This is a genomic window from Streptomyces griseorubiginosus (assembly GCF_036345115.1).
GTDB classification, from domain to species: Bacteria; Actinomycetota; Actinomycetes; order Streptomycetales; family Streptomycetaceae; genus Streptomyces; species Streptomyces griseorubiginosus_C.
This window is the reverse complement of the sequence record NZ_CP107766.1, coordinates 6,957,508-6,969,993: the sequence shown is the minus strand read 5'-3', so window position 1 is coordinate 6,969,993 and position 12,486 is coordinate 6,957,508. Positions and strand designations below refer to the sequence as shown.

Below are 12,486 nucleotides of genomic sequence, written 5' to 3'. Positions count from 1 at the left end.
GGAGCTGGATGTTCCAGAACGCCGACGAGGCCAAGAAGTTCATCGCGGACGAGGACGTCAAGTTCGTCGACGTCCGCTTCTGCGACCTGCCGGGCGTGATGCAGCACTTCACGCTGCCCGTCGAGGCGTTCGACCCGGACGAGGAGCTCGCGTTCGACGGCTCGTCGATCCGCGGTTTCCAGGCCATCCACGAGTCCGACATGGCGCTGCGCGCGGACCTGTCGACCGCGCGGGTCGACCCCTTCCGCCGTGACAAGACGCTGAACATCAACTTCTTCATCCACGACCCGATCACCGGCGAGCAGTACAGCCGTGACCCGCGGAACGTGGCGAAGAAGGCCGAGGCCTACCTCGCGTCGACGGGCATCGCCGACACGGCCTACTTCGGCCCCGAGGCGGAGTTCTACGTCTTCGACTCCGTCCGGTTCGCGACCTCGTCGAACGAGTCCTTCTACCACATCGACTCCGAGGCGGGCGCCTGGAACACCGGTGCGCTGGAGGACAACCGCGGTTACAAGGTTCGCTACAAGGGCGGTTACTTCCCGGTCCCGCCGGTCGACCACTTCGCCGACCTGCGTGCCGAGATCTCCCTGGAGCTGGCCAAGTCCGGCCTCCAGGTCGAGCGCCAGCACCACGAGGTGGGCACCGCCGGCCAGGCCGAGATCAACTACAAGTTCAACACGCTGCTCGCCGCGGCCGACGACCTCCAGCTCTTCAAGTACATCGTGAAGAACGTGGCCTGGCGCAACGGCAAGACCGCGACCTTCATGCCGAAGCCGATCTTCGGTGACAACGGCTCGGGCATGCACGTCCACCAGTCCCTGTGGGCCGGCGGCTCCCCGCTCTTCTACGACGAGGCCGGTTACGCGGGCCTGTCGGACACAGCCCGCTACTACATCGGCGGCATCCTCAAGCACGCCCCGTCGCTGCTGGCCTTCACCAACCCGACGGTGAACTCCTACCACCGCCTGGTGCCGGGCTTCGAGGCGCCGATCAACCTGGTGTACTCGCAGCGCAACCGCTCCGCGGCCATGCGTATCCCGATCACGGGCTCCAACCCGAAGGCCAAGCGCGTCGAGTTCCGCGCGCCCGACTCCTCCGGCAACCCGTACCTCGCCTTCTCGGCGCTGCTCCTCGCGGGCCTCGACGGCATCAAGAACAAGATCGAGCCGGCCGAGCCGATCGACAAGGACCTGTACGAGCTGGCTCCCGAGGAGCACGCGAACGTCGCCCAGGTCCCGACCTCCCTCCCGGCGGTCCTCAACTCCCTCGAGGCCGACCACGAGTTCCTCCTCCAGGGCGACGTCTTCACGCCGGACCTGATCGAGACGTGGATCGACTTCAAGCGCACGAACGAGATCGCCCCGCTCCAGCTGCGTCCGCACCCGCACGAGTTCGAGCTGTACTTCGACGTGTGATATCGCCCCAGGTCAGAGCGGGTTTCCGCTCTCCTGGGCCGTGTGTGGGCCGTCGGCCGTGTTCTTCCTCGCCGGAAGGGCACGGCCGACGGCCTGTTTCGGGCCCGGCGCCTACAGCCGGGCCATCGCTCAGCTCAACGCATCGGCTTCACCGGCCGGCGTCCGCACCCGGTGCCCCGAACGCGGCATCAACAGCCCTGCGGGCACGGTCCTGGCTGTTCGGCATCACATGCGTGTACGTCCGGAGCGTGACTCCCGGGTCTGAGTTCACTTCGCGACCTCCTTGATCGCCGAGACGATGCCGTTGTAGGCGCAGCAGCGGCACAGGTTGCCGCTCATCCGCTCCCGGATCTCCGTCTCGTCCAGCTCTGCGCCGGTGTCGGCCAGGTGCTCGGTCGCCGCGCTGGGCACGTCCTTCTGCAGGGGGTGGTCGACCCCTTCGACGGTCGTGGTCTCACGGCCCTGGTACTGCACCGCCAGTGCGAGGCAGACGTTGATCCGCCGGCCTCGACCAGCACCGTGCAGGCACCGCAAGCACCCTGGTCGCAGCCCTTCTTGGTGCATGAGGCCGTGAACGCGGCGGCTCGGACCAGTCGGTTCGACGACGAGAGGCGCCCGGTGTCGCACCGTGCGCCCGTCGCGGTGCTCAGGGGCGGGCGCCGGGCTTGTTGACGACGCCCCAGGCCGCGCGGGCGCCGACCGTCTCCCCGTCGTTGCGGGTCTCCCCGAGGTAGGCGTAACTCTCGGGATCGAAGAAGATCTCCTGTTTGCCCTGCGCGCCCGAGGGCGCCCTCTCGGCGTAGTTCACGCTCACCCCGATCGCCGCGCGGCCGAGCGGGTCCTTGACGCCGGTCGTCACCCGGGCGCCGGGGATCTTCGCGAGAGCCCGGAACAGGCCTGCCTGGACTTTCGGCGGGATCAGCACCGACCGGTACAGGACGTCGATCTCCCGCCAGTCGCGCTGTGCGCGCGTCTCCCCGTTGATGGAGCCGATGGCGTGCTCCTCGCGGATGCGCTTCATCATGCGGTCGGGGTCGCTCGGCAGGGTGGCGAGGAAGCGGTAGAACTGCCGCTGGGAGCGGTCGTCGTACCCCTCCCGCTTCCACTTCTCCTCCTGGTTGGGGCCGTACCAGACCTGGAGCTTGTCGGGGTCGAAGTCCGAGATGTCACCAGCCGGGGGGATGCCGGGCAGATTGGCCTGTCCGGTGCCGTCCCAGCGGGTCCACTCCTCACTGCTCTGCGGCTTGCCCTGGACGAAGACGGTGCTCTTCTCGTACACCCACTGCTTCGGGCCGGGTTCGGTGCCGTCGTGCTTCTCGACGGTCGCGGCGGCCAGTTCGAGGGCGTCGGCGGAGGCGCCCGCCGACAGCACCTGGGGGTGCTTCCCGGCGGGGGCGCGGGGGCTGTCGGCGGGCAGGGTCGCGACGATCCCGGCGGTCACGGCGAGGGCTCCTGCGGTGGCGGCGCCGACCAGGATCATCCGGCGCCTGGGAAGGGCTGCCCGCCCGCGGTGGGTCTCCTGCCGGAGCGCCGCAGTGAGCCGGGCCCGAGGCGCGGCGAGCTGGTCGGCTTCGGGAAGGGGGGCGTCGGCGCGCAGGCCGCGGGTTTCGGAGAGCTCGTTCATGCGGGGTCACCTTCGTGTATGCGAGCTTCGGTGAGGGGACCACCGGCCGCGCCGGTTGCGGTGCGCAGCTTGCGGCGGGCGCGGTTGAGGCGGGAGCGGACGGTGCCGACGGGAATGCCGAGGGCTTCGGCGATCTCCTGGTAGCTGAAGTCGGCCCAGGCGAAGAGCAGCAGGACGTGCCGGTCTCCCGCGGAGAGATGTGCCAGCGCCCGGGCCAGTGGGCGGGCGGCGGCCTCGGCGGCCAGGCGGTCGTCGGCGGAATCGGTCCAGCTGTCGGCGACCGGGTCGTGGCCGGTGCGGGCGAGCAGCTTCAGCGCCCTGACCTCCTCCCGGCGGTGCCGACCGATCTGTTTGACGGCGATGCCGTACAGCCAGGGCCGCACGCCGGCGCGGGCCGGGTCGAACCGGGCCCGTATCCGAAAGGCCGTCAAAAACGTTTCGGCGGTGACGTCGTCGGCTGCGTCCCGACCCAGTCGTCGGACGACGTACTGGTGGATCGCCGGGGCATGACGCTCGAAGAGCGCCGCGAAACGCTCGGGTTCGGCGAGTGAGGCCGCGATGAGTTCGGCGTCGCCACCGGCCGAGTCGGTCATGGACTGTCCGTCCGTCGGTGGGGTCGATGGGTGTCAGGATGGCGGGTGTTCACACCCTGTACTTGCCGATCCGCGGCGAACGGGTTCACGCCTGTCCGAAGCATCGCGCCCTGAGTCCTCCGGCATCACCGATTCCGTTTCAGAGGGCTCAGTCAGAGGTTTTGGGACGGAACGGCCACGAGGTTCAGAGAAGTGACCAGGCCGAACGAGATGGCTCCGCTCCAAATGGTTCGGGGTTGCGGTGGCTTTGGGGCGCCCACTCCTGTTGTTCAGGGGTGGGGGCGTCGTCGTATCGTTTTCCAGTACGGCTGTTCGAGAGGTGACGGGGGTCAGGGGATGCCGGAACAGGACGACGAGGCGCGAGAGTTCGACATCAAGTGGGCCGACGGGGCCGAGCTCAAGGAGCCCTCGGCGCGGGCCCGGATGCTGGCCGCCCGGTGGAAGGAGAACCCGCCGAAGCCGCAGCCGTTCCGGGCGGAGGCGGAGTTCAGGGCACGTCGTCGGTCGTCGCTCAGGACGCCTCGCCGGTCGTCGTGGGTGTCGACGGCGATCGTGTTCGGGTGCGTGGCGGCGGTCATCCTCCTGCTGGGGTACGCGAACTTCCGGGGGTCGTACTAGACCCGTCCGGCACCCGGAGCTGCTTTAGGGCGCTGAGCAGGTAATCCTTGGATGCCCCTCCCCTTCTCCGCCTACGATCTGCGGATACATCGAGGGCGGGGAGCGGGCGTGGACGAAGTTGTCGGGGACATGGCGGTGGCGGCCGTACGGCTTGCCGAGGGGGCCGGGCTGGGGGAGGCCCTGGGCGATGTGGCCGAACCGGCGGTCTGGGTCGCGCTGGACGAAGAGGTGCGGCACGGCGTCTGGTCCCCGGCCGACGGCACCTGGCTGCCGGCCTGGCAGCGGACCGAGCAGGGGCGCACCCTCACCGACGCCCTGCGCCGTGGCGAACGGCTCACCGACGGGCGGCTCGCGCTCGCCCTGTGCCACCGGGACGGGCGGATCCGCGAGCGGGCGCTGGACCGGGCCGCGGGGCGCCCGGGACTGTTGCCGCTGGTCGTGCTGCGGTGCGCGGACTGGGCCGAACCCGTGCGGGAGACGGCCCGGCGGCAGCTGTCCGAGGGGCTGGACGCCGAGGCCGCGGTACGGCTGCTGCCGCTGATCCTGCGTCTCGGGCGCCGGGGCCGGGGAGACTTCGTCGCCGATCTGGCCGAGACCCTGCTGCGCACCGCCGCTCCCGGGACCCTCGCCCCGCTCTGCACGGACAACGACCGGACCGTACGCCGGTACGCCTACCGCCTCGCCGTCGAGGAGGGGCACCTCTCCCCCGCCGAGCTGGCCCGGGCCGCCGCCCGGGACACCGACGCGGTCGTCCAGTCCCGGTGCGCGGACGCGGCGCTGGCGGGGCTCGCGAAGGGTGCCGTGGCGGACGGCTCCGCCTACGACGACGTGCTGGAGGCGCTGCTCGCTGCGCGTGGTGCGCAGGCCCGGGCAGCCGGTGTGACGGCGCTACGGCGGGCCGGGGGCGGTGATCGGGCCGTGGGGTTCCTCGGGGACCGGGCCGGGGTGGTGCGGGCCTGTGCCCGGTACGTGGTGCGGCAGGGCGGGGGCGATCCGCTCGGCTGGTACCGGGAGCGGTGCGGGGCCGCCGATGATCTCACTCCCGGTGTGGTGAGCGGGCTCGCGGAGTGCGGGGAGCGGGCCGACGCCGTCCTGTTGTGGGCGCTCACCTCGCATCCGGTGGCCGCGGTGCGGACGCGGGCGGTGGCCGGGCTGCGGGCGCTGGACGTGACGGACGTGGCGCGGATGCGTGAGCTGCTCGACGACCCCGCGCCCGGGGTCGTACGGGAGGCGGCCCTCGCGCTGGTCCCTTCCGCGCGGAAGCTGGACGACCAGTGGCTGATGCGGCGGCTGGGGGCGGACCGGCCCCGGGCGGAACGGGTCGCCGCGTTCCGGCTGCTGAACGCCCACGACGGGGTCGTACGACTGCGGGCGGCCCTCGCGCTGATCGACGACCCGGACGACCGGCTGCGGCACTGGGCCCGGCAGTCGGTGCAGCGCTGGCAGCCGACGGCCGACGTGCCGCGCGGGTCGGCGGAGGTGGGCGAGCTGCTGGACCGGGCACGCTCCCTGATCAGCGCCTGGGTGCTGGAGCGGCACAGGTGGGAGACCGGGCTCCGGACCTGAGCCTTTGCTGGTCCTAGGGCTGATCGGGACCGCTTCATGGGCCGGGGCGGGTGCACACTGGAGCGTGGGACGAGTGCCTGACTGCGGGGTGATGCAGATGCGGAGCCGTTTCCGGAGCGACCGGCGCCTGACCGTGCGGATGACGGTCACGCTGTTCCTGCTCGGGCTGCTGTACGTGGCCTTCTTCGCCGCGTTGATCGTGTTGCTGAAGTCCTGGCTGATGGTCGTGGCGTTGATCGCCGTGATGTTCGTGGCGCAGTTCTGGTTCTCCGACAAGATCGCCATGTTCGCGATGCGCGGGCGGGTCGTGGGGCCGGTGGAGTATCCCGAACTGCACGCCGTCGTCGACCGGTTGTGCGCCATCGCGGACATGCCCAAGCCCGTCGTCGCGGTGTCCACGATGGACATGCCCAACGCGTTCGCCACCGGCCGCAACCCGGACAACGCCGTGGTGTGCGTGACCACCGGGCTGCTCGACCGGCTGGAGCCCGCCGAGCTGGAGGGCGTCCTCGCGCACGAGCTGTCGCACGTCGCGCACAAGGACGTCGCCGTGATCACCATCGCCTCGTTCCTGGGCGTGATCGCCGGGCTCATCGTGCGGTTCGCCTTCTACAGCCAGCTGTTCAGCGGGCGCAAGGACCAGAACACGGCCATGCTGTTCGCCGGGGTGATGGGTGTCTCGGCGGCCGTGTACGCCCTCAGTTTCCTGCTGATCAGGGCGCTGTCCCGGTACCGGGAGCTGGCGGCGGACCGGGCCGCGGCCCACCTCACCGGCCGGCCCTCGGCGCTCGCCTCCGCGCTCACCAAGGTCTCCGGTGAGCTGGCCCGCATCCCCACCAAGGACCTGCGTACCGCCCAGGCCTTCAACGCCTTCTACTTCACCCCGGCCACCGGCAAGGAGCCCGGCATCGAGCGGTACTTCTCGACCCACCCGTCCCTGGAGCAGCGGCTGGAGCAACTGGGGCGGATCTCCGCGGAGTTGGGCGAGCCCCTGGAGCCCGGGAAGGCGGGCTGAGGATGGGGCTGCTGGACATCCTGCTCGGGCGCACCAAGCCCGTCGCGCCCGATCTCGACCAGCTGTTCGCGCTGCCGTCGGCGGCCGTGACGCTGGAGGCGGCGGTCTCCCTCACGCCGACCGGGCGCGGAGCGGTCTGCTTCGCCACGGTCGAGGGAGCCGCCTTCGAGCAGACGCACCGGGAGGTCCAGGCCCTGCTGGACGCGGACGCCGAGCGGGACGGGCCGCCGGTGGAGCTGCGCCGGGACGACTTCGGTTACTCCTGGCTGGTCTCCGAACGCGTCCCGGAGCAGCTGCCGCAGCTGGTCAACGACCTGCACGCGGTGAACAGTTCGATGGAGGTCAACGGCTTCGGGCCCCAACTGCTGTGCTCACTAGCCGGGTTCCGGGACACCGGGGGCCGGTCGCTCGCGCTGGTCTACCTCTACAAGCGCGGCACCTTCTACCCCTTCGCGCCGCTGCCCGGCGAGGGGCAGCGCCGGGACAACGCGCTGGAACTGCGGGTGAAGGCGGCGCTCTCGAGCGATCTGCGGATCGAGGCGGACCTGAACCGGTGGTTCCCCCTGTGGGGCGCTCCCGGACTCTGAGCCGTCGGCCTCTTCCCTAGCTCTTTCTCTCGCGCGCCTGCCGACGCGACTCCAGCGGGCGCTCGCGGCGGTACCTGCGGTCCCACTTGGCCTGCTTGTCGCGGCGGTCGCGGTACGCGCGGTAGCTGCCGGGCGAGGCTCCCGAGGCGCCCCCGGCCGCGCCGCCCGACGAGGACGCCGAGGTGCCACGGCCGTACTGCATGTACACGAAGAGCAGGGCTACGGCGACGAGCCACCAGGTGTGGTTCCCGAAGCCCAGGATCACCAGGACGACGGTCCCGGAAAGGATGATGGTGCCCATGACGGGCCTCCGTGTGCGTGGGTGTGGTGTAGAAGAGTAGCCCCGGAGGGGCGGGGTGATGCCTGCCCTGCGCGAGCTCTTTCCCCGCACTCTGGAGTTGGTGTCCATGCCCGTGCCCTTCACGCAGGAACACGACGGTGAGCGCCTCGCCGGCGTCCATGGCGGCGGGGACGGTACGGCCGCGGCGCCGACCGCCGTACTGCTGCACGGAGCCGGTCACGGCAGCAAGGAGCGACTCCTGCCGCTGCTCGACGAGTTCGTGGCGCACGGCTGCCGGGCGCTGGCCTTCGACTTCTCCGGGCACGGCGAAAGCTCCGGCGAGCTGGCAGAGTCGAGTCTGCGCCGGCGGTTCGAGCAGGCGGTCGCCGTGATCGACGCACGGGTGCCGGCGGACGGCCCGCTGGTGCTGGTCGGCTTCAGCATGAGCGGGCAGACGGTGGCCGACCTCGTCCGGTACTACGGCGGGCGGGTCGCCGCCATCGGGCTGTGCGCGCCCGCGGTGTACGCCGGCGAGGCCTGGGAGGTGCCGTTCGGGCGCGGGGACGGGGAGTTCAGCGCGATCATCCGACGGCCGGACAGCTGGCGGCGGTCACCGGCGCTCGCTGCGCTGCGGGGGTTCGAGGGGCGGGCGGTGCTCGCGGTGCCGGGCGCGGACGCGGTGATCCCGCCGGAGGTGACCGAGGCCGTACAGGAGGCGCTGGCCTTCCGGGCCCAGTTCACGCGTCTCGAACTGCCGGACGCCGATCATCAGTTGGGCGCCTGGATGCGTGACCACGCGGACGACCGACGCGAGTTGGTGGCCGCCCTGCTGACCGGCCTCGGCGACAGGGGCTGGACCGCCACCCGTGGCTGGGTGGCCAAGCAGCTTCCCGAGGACCGGTCGGTCGTCGACACCGGTTTCCTGTCCGGGGGTTGGAGCTCGCAGATGCGCCGGCTCACCCTCGACGACGGTTCCGAGCTGGTCCTGCGGTCGTTCGTGAAGCCCTTCTTCCGCCATCACGCGCCCGGGCTGCTGGGCCGGGAGGCGTCGGTGCTGGCCCTGCTCGCCCCCGAGGACGGAGTACCGGCCCCCGATCCGGTCGCCGTGGACGCGACCGGCGAACACTGCGACCACCCCTCGCTGTTGATGTCCCGGCTGCCGGGCCGGGTGCGGGTCGACGAGGAGGATCTGGAGCGGCGGCTCGACCTGCTGGCGGGCCAACTCGCACGGATCCACCGGGTCGTGCCCGGGGAACGGCCGCGCGCGTACCAGGCGTGGACGTCCCCGGAGCGGGTGCGTGGCGTGCGGGGCCCGCTGTGGGAGCGGGCCGTGGACGTGATCCGCCGGGACCCGCCGGCGTACGAAGGATGCTTCCTGCACCGGGACTTCCATCCCGGGAACGTGCTCTTCACCGGGACGGGCGAGGGGCTCCGGGTCAGCGGGGTGGTCGACTGGGTGGAGACCTCGTGGGGGCCGGCCGACCTCGACGTCGCCCACTGCTCGACGGCCCTCGCCCTGCTGCACGGTCCCGAGGTGGGGCTGGGCTTCCGGGAGCGGTACGAGGCGCGGGGCGGACGCCGACTGGCCGACGGGCCCGCTCATCTGTACTGGCGGCTCCTGGACGCCCTCGCCTACTGCCCCGACGCGGCGAAGCTCGCCGGGCCCTGGCGCGAGCTCGGACGGACCGATCTGACCCCGGAGGTGCTGGGCGGGCGGCTGGAGGGGTATGTGCGGGGGCTGGTGGAGCGGTACGGCTGACGTGTCGAGCCGGGCGAGTGGCCGGGAATTCGTTGGACGGTGTGGTGTCCGGGCTGTAGCTTGCGGGGGACCGTGACACCGCCCGAGGAGGTGAGACCCATGAACGCTGTAGCGATGTGGGTGCTCCCCCTTCCCGTCATGGCCGGCGACTGACACGGGTGTCGCCGGGAGCGCCTCGACCACAAGGCACTCCCGAAAGGCAACACCCATGGACTCAGAGCAGTTCACCCCCGGGCAAACCTCGTTCGACGTGATCATCGCCGGGTGCGGGCCGACCGGCGCGTTCCTCGCCGCCGAACTCCGGCTGCACGATGTGCGGGTACTCGTCCTGGAGAAGGAGACCGAGCCGGCGTCGTACGTCCGCATCGTCGGTCTGCACATGCGCAGTCTCGAACTGATGGCGATGCGCGGGCTGCTGGATCGCCTTCTCGCCCACGGCAGGCGGCGTCCGGCCCGCGGTTTCTTCGCCGCCATCGACAAGCCGGTGCCCCCGGGCCTGGATTCCGCGCACGCCTATCTGCTGGGCATCCCGCAGCCGGTCGTCGTCCGCCTCCTGGAAGAGCACGCGGCCGGGCTGGGGGCGCGGGTCCGGCACGGTGTCGCGGTGACCGGTCTCGAGCAGGACGACCAGGGGGTGACCGTCGAACTGGCCGACGGCCAGCGGTTGCGTTCGCGCTATCTCGTCGGCTGCGACGGCGGGCGCAGTACGGTGCGCAAGCTGCTCGGGGTCGGTTTCCCCGGCGAGCCCTCGCGGACCGGGACGCTGATGGGCGAGATGGAGGTGGGCGTGCCGCAGGAGGAGGTCGCCGCCAAGGTCGCCGAGGTCCGCGCGACCCAACAGCGGTTCTGGCTACGGCCGTTCGGTCCGCGTATCTACAGCGTCGTGGTGCCCGCCGCGGGAGTGGGCGAGCGCGCGACGCCACCCACCATCGAGGAGTTCAGGCACCAGCTGCGTGCCGTCGCCGGGACCGACTTCGGGGTGCACTCCCCCCGCTGGCTGTCCCGCTTCGGGGACGCGACCCGGCTGGCCGAGCACTATCGGGTCGGGCGGGTGCTGCTGGCCGGGGACGCGGCGCACATCCATCCGCCGATCGGCGGTCAGGGCCTCAACCTGGGGCTCCAGGACGCGTTCAACCTCGGCTGGAAGCTGGCCGCGCAGATCCGCGGCGGGGCGCCCAAGACGCTGCTGGACACCTACGAGGCGGAACGTCGTCCGGTCGCCGCGGACGTGCTGGAGAACACCCGCGCCCAGACGGAGCTCCTGTCCACCGAACCGGGGGCGCGGGCCGTGCGCAGGCTGCTGAGCGAGCTGATGGACTTCGACGAGGTGAACCGGTACCTGCTCGAGAAGATCACCGCGACCCGCATCCGCTACGACTTCGGCGACGGCCCCGACCTGCTCGGCCGCCGCCTGCCCGACCTCGACGTCGAGCAGGGCCGCCTCTACGACCTGCTGCGTCACGGCCGCGGCCTCCTGCTGGACCGCACCGCCCACCTGACCGTCGACGGCTGGTCCGACCGGGTCGACCACCTCGCCGACCCCGCCGCGGCCCTGGACGCCCCGTGCGTCCTGCTGCGCCCCGACGGCCACGTGGCCTGGATCGGCGACGATCAGCGGAGCCTCGACGACCGGCTGGCACGGTGGTTCGGGGAACGGACGGGCTGATCCTCCGCGTCGGCTACTCCCCCGGTGCCGCTCTGAGGACGCCCGCTGCGATGGCCGTGGTCAGGGCCGCGTGGTCCTTGGTCGTCTGGGTGGCGTAGGCCAGCGCGAAGTCGGCCACCGCGCGGTCGAAGGTGTCGGCGCCACCCAGGTACGCGGCGATCGCTCCGCGGTCGCCGGAGCGGGCGTGGGCCCGGGCCAGGGTGGTGCCGCAGAGGCCGGCGTACGCCCTGAGGTCGGCCGGGGGCATGCCCACGACGTCCGCCGAGCCCTTCATGTCGCGCAGTTGGCGCCAGTAGTACGCCCGGCCCTGGGGCCCGCTCATCCAGCCCAGGAAGATGTCGCTCGCGGCCTGGAGCAGCCGCTGGCCCACGACCACCCGGCGCCCGTGATGGACGTACGGCCCATGGGGCAGGTGTTCCTCCAGCACGGACGGGCGTGCCTCCTTGATCTGGAGGAACAGCGGGTCGTCGGCGTCCCGTCCGGTCAGCAGGACGATGAAGCAGCGGGTGCCGACGCTGCCGACGCCGACGACCTTGCGGGCCGCGTCCACGAAGCGGTAGCGGTCCAGGAGCAGCCGGCGTTCCTCGGAGAGGGTGGAGCGGTAGTCGCTGAAGATCTTGCGCAGGCTGGCCATGTCGGGGGCGCCCGCGGGTTCGAGGAGCGGCGGGTCGGTGATGATGCGCCGACGGCCGTCGACGGTCTCGGTGAGCTTGCCGAGGGCCTGGAGGCTGGTGCGGCGGCGGGCCCGGGTGAGGCTGGACTCGACGCGCCTGCGCCGGCGGGCGGAGCGGACGAGGGGCAGCAGGCTGTCGGCGTCGACGCTCTCGTACCAGACCTCCAGCTCCGCCATGGGAGCCAGGCGCCGCATGGCCGTGCGGTACGCGGTGACCGCCCCCCGGGCCGCCCGGTGGGCCTGGTCCTCGCTGTGCCCGTTCTCGCGGGCGGCCACGGCGACGCTCGCGGCGAGCCGCTTGACGTCCCACTCGAAGGGGCCCGGGAACGTCTCGTCGAAGTCGTTGAGGTCGAAGAGGAGGGAGCGTTCCGGGGAGGCGTAGAGGCCGAAGTTGAGGAGGTGGGCGTCGCCGCAGAGCTGCACCATGAGGCCGGTGTGCGGCTGGGAGGCCAGGTCGGCGGCCATCACGGCGGCGGAGCCGCGCAGGAAGGCGAACGGGGAGGCGGACATCCTGCCGTACCGGATGGGGAGGAGTTCCGGGAGGCGGTCGCGGCCGTGCCTTTCCAGTACGGCGACGGGGTCCTGGCGGTCGAGGGACGGGAGCCAGGTGGCGTGGGCGGAGCGGGGGACGCGTCTGCGGGCGGCCCGGCCGCGGGTCTGCGGGGTGCCGGGGGTGTTCATGGGGCC

At 71.8% G+C, this 12,486-nt stretch carries 12 protein-coding genes; 7 read left to right on the top strand and 5 right to left on the bottom strand.

Going from position 1 to position 12,486, the window contains the following annotated elements:
- Positions 1 to 8: 8 nt before the first annotated feature.
- Positions 9 to 1,418, top strand: a complete 1,410-nt coding sequence (gene glnA / locus OHN19_RS31460; protein ID WP_123760256.1) for a type I glutamate--ammonia ligase — start codon at positions 9 to 11, stop codon at positions 1,416 to 1,418.
- Between the two features lie 267 nt (positions 1,419 to 1,685).
- Here glnA and OHN19_RS31455 read toward each other — a convergent pair whose 3' ends face one another.
- The 3 genes from OHN19_RS31455 to OHN19_RS31445 form a co-directional block, all read right to left on the bottom strand.
- A complete protein-coding gene (locus OHN19_RS31455) occupies positions 1,686 to 1,892 on the bottom strand; it encodes a 2Fe-2S iron-sulfur cluster-binding protein (RefSeq protein WP_419249548.1) in 207 nt (68 codons plus the stop codon).
- A gap of 172 nt (positions 1,893 to 2,064) precedes the next feature.
- Positions 2,065 to 3,042, bottom strand: a complete 978-nt coding sequence (locus OHN19_RS31450) for a CU044_5270 family protein (RefSeq protein WP_330267443.1) — start codon at positions 3,040 to 3,042, stop codon at positions 2,065 to 2,067.
- Positions 3,039 to 3,635: a sigma-70 family RNA polymerase sigma factor gene (locus OHN19_RS31445; RefSeq protein ID WP_330267442.1), complete on the bottom strand. Its 597-nt coding sequence runs from the start codon at positions 3,633 to 3,635 to the stop codon at positions 3,039 to 3,041. The genes OHN19_RS31450 and OHN19_RS31445 overlap by 4 nt, the downstream gene beginning before the upstream one ends.
- A 336-nt stretch (positions 3,636 to 3,971) precedes the next feature.
- Here OHN19_RS31445 and OHN19_RS31440 point away from each other — a divergent pair, with 336 nt between their 5' ends.
- The 4 genes from OHN19_RS31440 to pspAB all read left to right on the top strand — a co-directional run bounded on the left by OHN19_RS31440 (position 3,972) and on the right by pspAB (position 7,421).
- The gene (locus tag OHN19_RS31440; protein ID WP_330267441.1) at positions 3,972 to 4,253 is read left to right on the top strand and encodes a hypothetical protein; all 282 of its coding nucleotides are present in this window, start codon (positions 3,972 to 3,974) and stop codon (positions 4,251 to 4,253) included.
- 129 nt (positions 4,254 to 4,382) lie between these two features.
- Entirely contained in the window at positions 4,383 to 5,819 is a 1,437-nt protein-coding gene (locus tag OHN19_RS31435; protein ID WP_419249583.1) for a hypothetical protein, read from the top strand.
- 97 nt (positions 5,820 to 5,916) lie between these two features.
- On the top strand, positions 5,917 to 6,834 hold the full coding sequence (gene htpX, locus OHN19_RS31430; protein ID WP_062025298.1) for a zinc metalloprotease HtpX: 918 nt from the start codon (positions 5,917 to 5,919) through the stop codon (positions 6,832 to 6,834).
- A gap of 2 nt (positions 6,835 to 6,836) precedes the next feature.
- Positions 6,837 to 7,421, top strand: a complete 585-nt coding sequence (pspAB, locus tag OHN19_RS31425; RefSeq protein ID WP_330267439.1) for a PspA-associated protein PspAB — start codon at positions 6,837 to 6,839, stop codon at positions 7,419 to 7,421.
- Between the two features lie 16 nt (positions 7,422 to 7,437).
- Here the strand turns inward: pspAB and OHN19_RS31420 are convergent, their stop codons facing one another.
- Positions 7,438 to 7,722: a hypothetical protein gene (locus OHN19_RS31420; protein WP_123760260.1), complete on the bottom strand. Its 285-nt coding sequence runs from the start codon at positions 7,720 to 7,722 to the stop codon at positions 7,438 to 7,440.
- 106 nt (positions 7,723 to 7,828) lie between these two features.
- Here OHN19_RS31420 and OHN19_RS31415 point away from each other — a divergent pair, with 106 nt between their 5' ends.
- Both OHN19_RS31415 and rox read left to right on the top strand, forming a co-directional pair.
- Positions 7,829 to 9,460 (top strand): alpha/beta fold hydrolase, encoded by a 1,632-nt coding sequence (locus OHN19_RS31415; protein WP_330269753.1) that lies wholly within the window; start codon positions 7,829 to 7,831, stop codon positions 9,458 to 9,460.
- 208 nt (positions 9,461 to 9,668) lie between these two features.
- The gene (gene rox / locus OHN19_RS31410) at positions 9,669 to 11,126 is read left to right on the top strand and encodes a rifampin monooxygenase (RefSeq protein WP_330267438.1); all 1,458 of its coding nucleotides are present in this window, start codon (positions 9,669 to 9,671) and stop codon (positions 11,124 to 11,126) included.
- Positions 11,127 to 11,139: 13 nt separating this feature from the next.
- Here rox and OHN19_RS31405 read toward each other — a convergent pair whose 3' ends face one another.
- The gene (locus OHN19_RS31405) at positions 11,140 to 12,480 is read right to left on the bottom strand and encodes a DUF2252 domain-containing protein (RefSeq protein ID WP_330267437.1); all 1,341 of its coding nucleotides are present in this window, start codon (positions 12,478 to 12,480) and stop codon (positions 11,140 to 11,142) included.
- Positions 12,481 to 12,486: the final 6 nt, after the last annotated feature.

What these genes read in the sequence shown, in the direction of transcription:
- glnA (WP_123760256.1), top strand. Translation starts at nt 9, where the DNA reads ATGTTCCAGAACGCCGACGAGGCCAAGAAGTTCATCGCGGACGAGGAC.
- OHN19_RS31450 (WP_330267443.1), bottom strand. Translation starts at nt 3,042, where the DNA reads ATGAACGAGCTCTCCGAAACCCGCGGCCTGCGCGCCGACGCCCCCCTT.
- OHN19_RS31445 (WP_330267442.1), bottom strand. Translation starts at nt 3,635, where the DNA reads ATGACCGACTCGGCCGGTGGCGACGCCGAACTCATCGCGGCCTCACTC.
- OHN19_RS31440 (WP_330267441.1), top strand. Translation starts at nt 3,972, where the DNA reads ATGCCGGAACAGGACGACGAGGCGCGAGAGTTCGACATCAAGTGGGCC.
- OHN19_RS31435 (WP_419249583.1), top strand. Translation starts at nt 4,383, where the DNA reads ATGGCGGTGGCGGCCGTACGGCTTGCCGAGGGGGCCGGGCTGGGGGAG.
- htpX (WP_062025298.1), top strand. Translation starts at nt 5,917, where the DNA reads ATGCGGAGCCGTTTCCGGAGCGACCGGCGCCTGACCGTGCGGATGACG.
- pspAB (WP_330267439.1), top strand. Translation starts at nt 6,837, where the DNA reads ATGGGGCTGCTGGACATCCTGCTCGGGCGCACCAAGCCCGTCGCGCCC.
- OHN19_RS31420 (WP_123760260.1), bottom strand. Translation starts at nt 7,722, where the DNA reads ATGGGCACCATCATCCTTTCCGGGACCGTCGTCCTGGTGATCCTGGGC.
- OHN19_RS31415 (WP_330269753.1), top strand. Translation starts at nt 7,829, where the DNA reads ATGCCCGTGCCCTTCACGCAGGAACACGACGGTGAGCGCCTCGCCGGC.
- rox (WP_330267438.1), top strand. Translation starts at nt 9,669, where the DNA reads ATGGACTCAGAGCAGTTCACCCCCGGGCAAACCTCGTTCGACGTGATC.
- OHN19_RS31405 (WP_330267437.1), bottom strand. Translation starts at nt 12,480, where the DNA reads ATGAACACCCCCGGCACCCCGCAGACCCGCGGCCGGGCCGCCCGCAGA.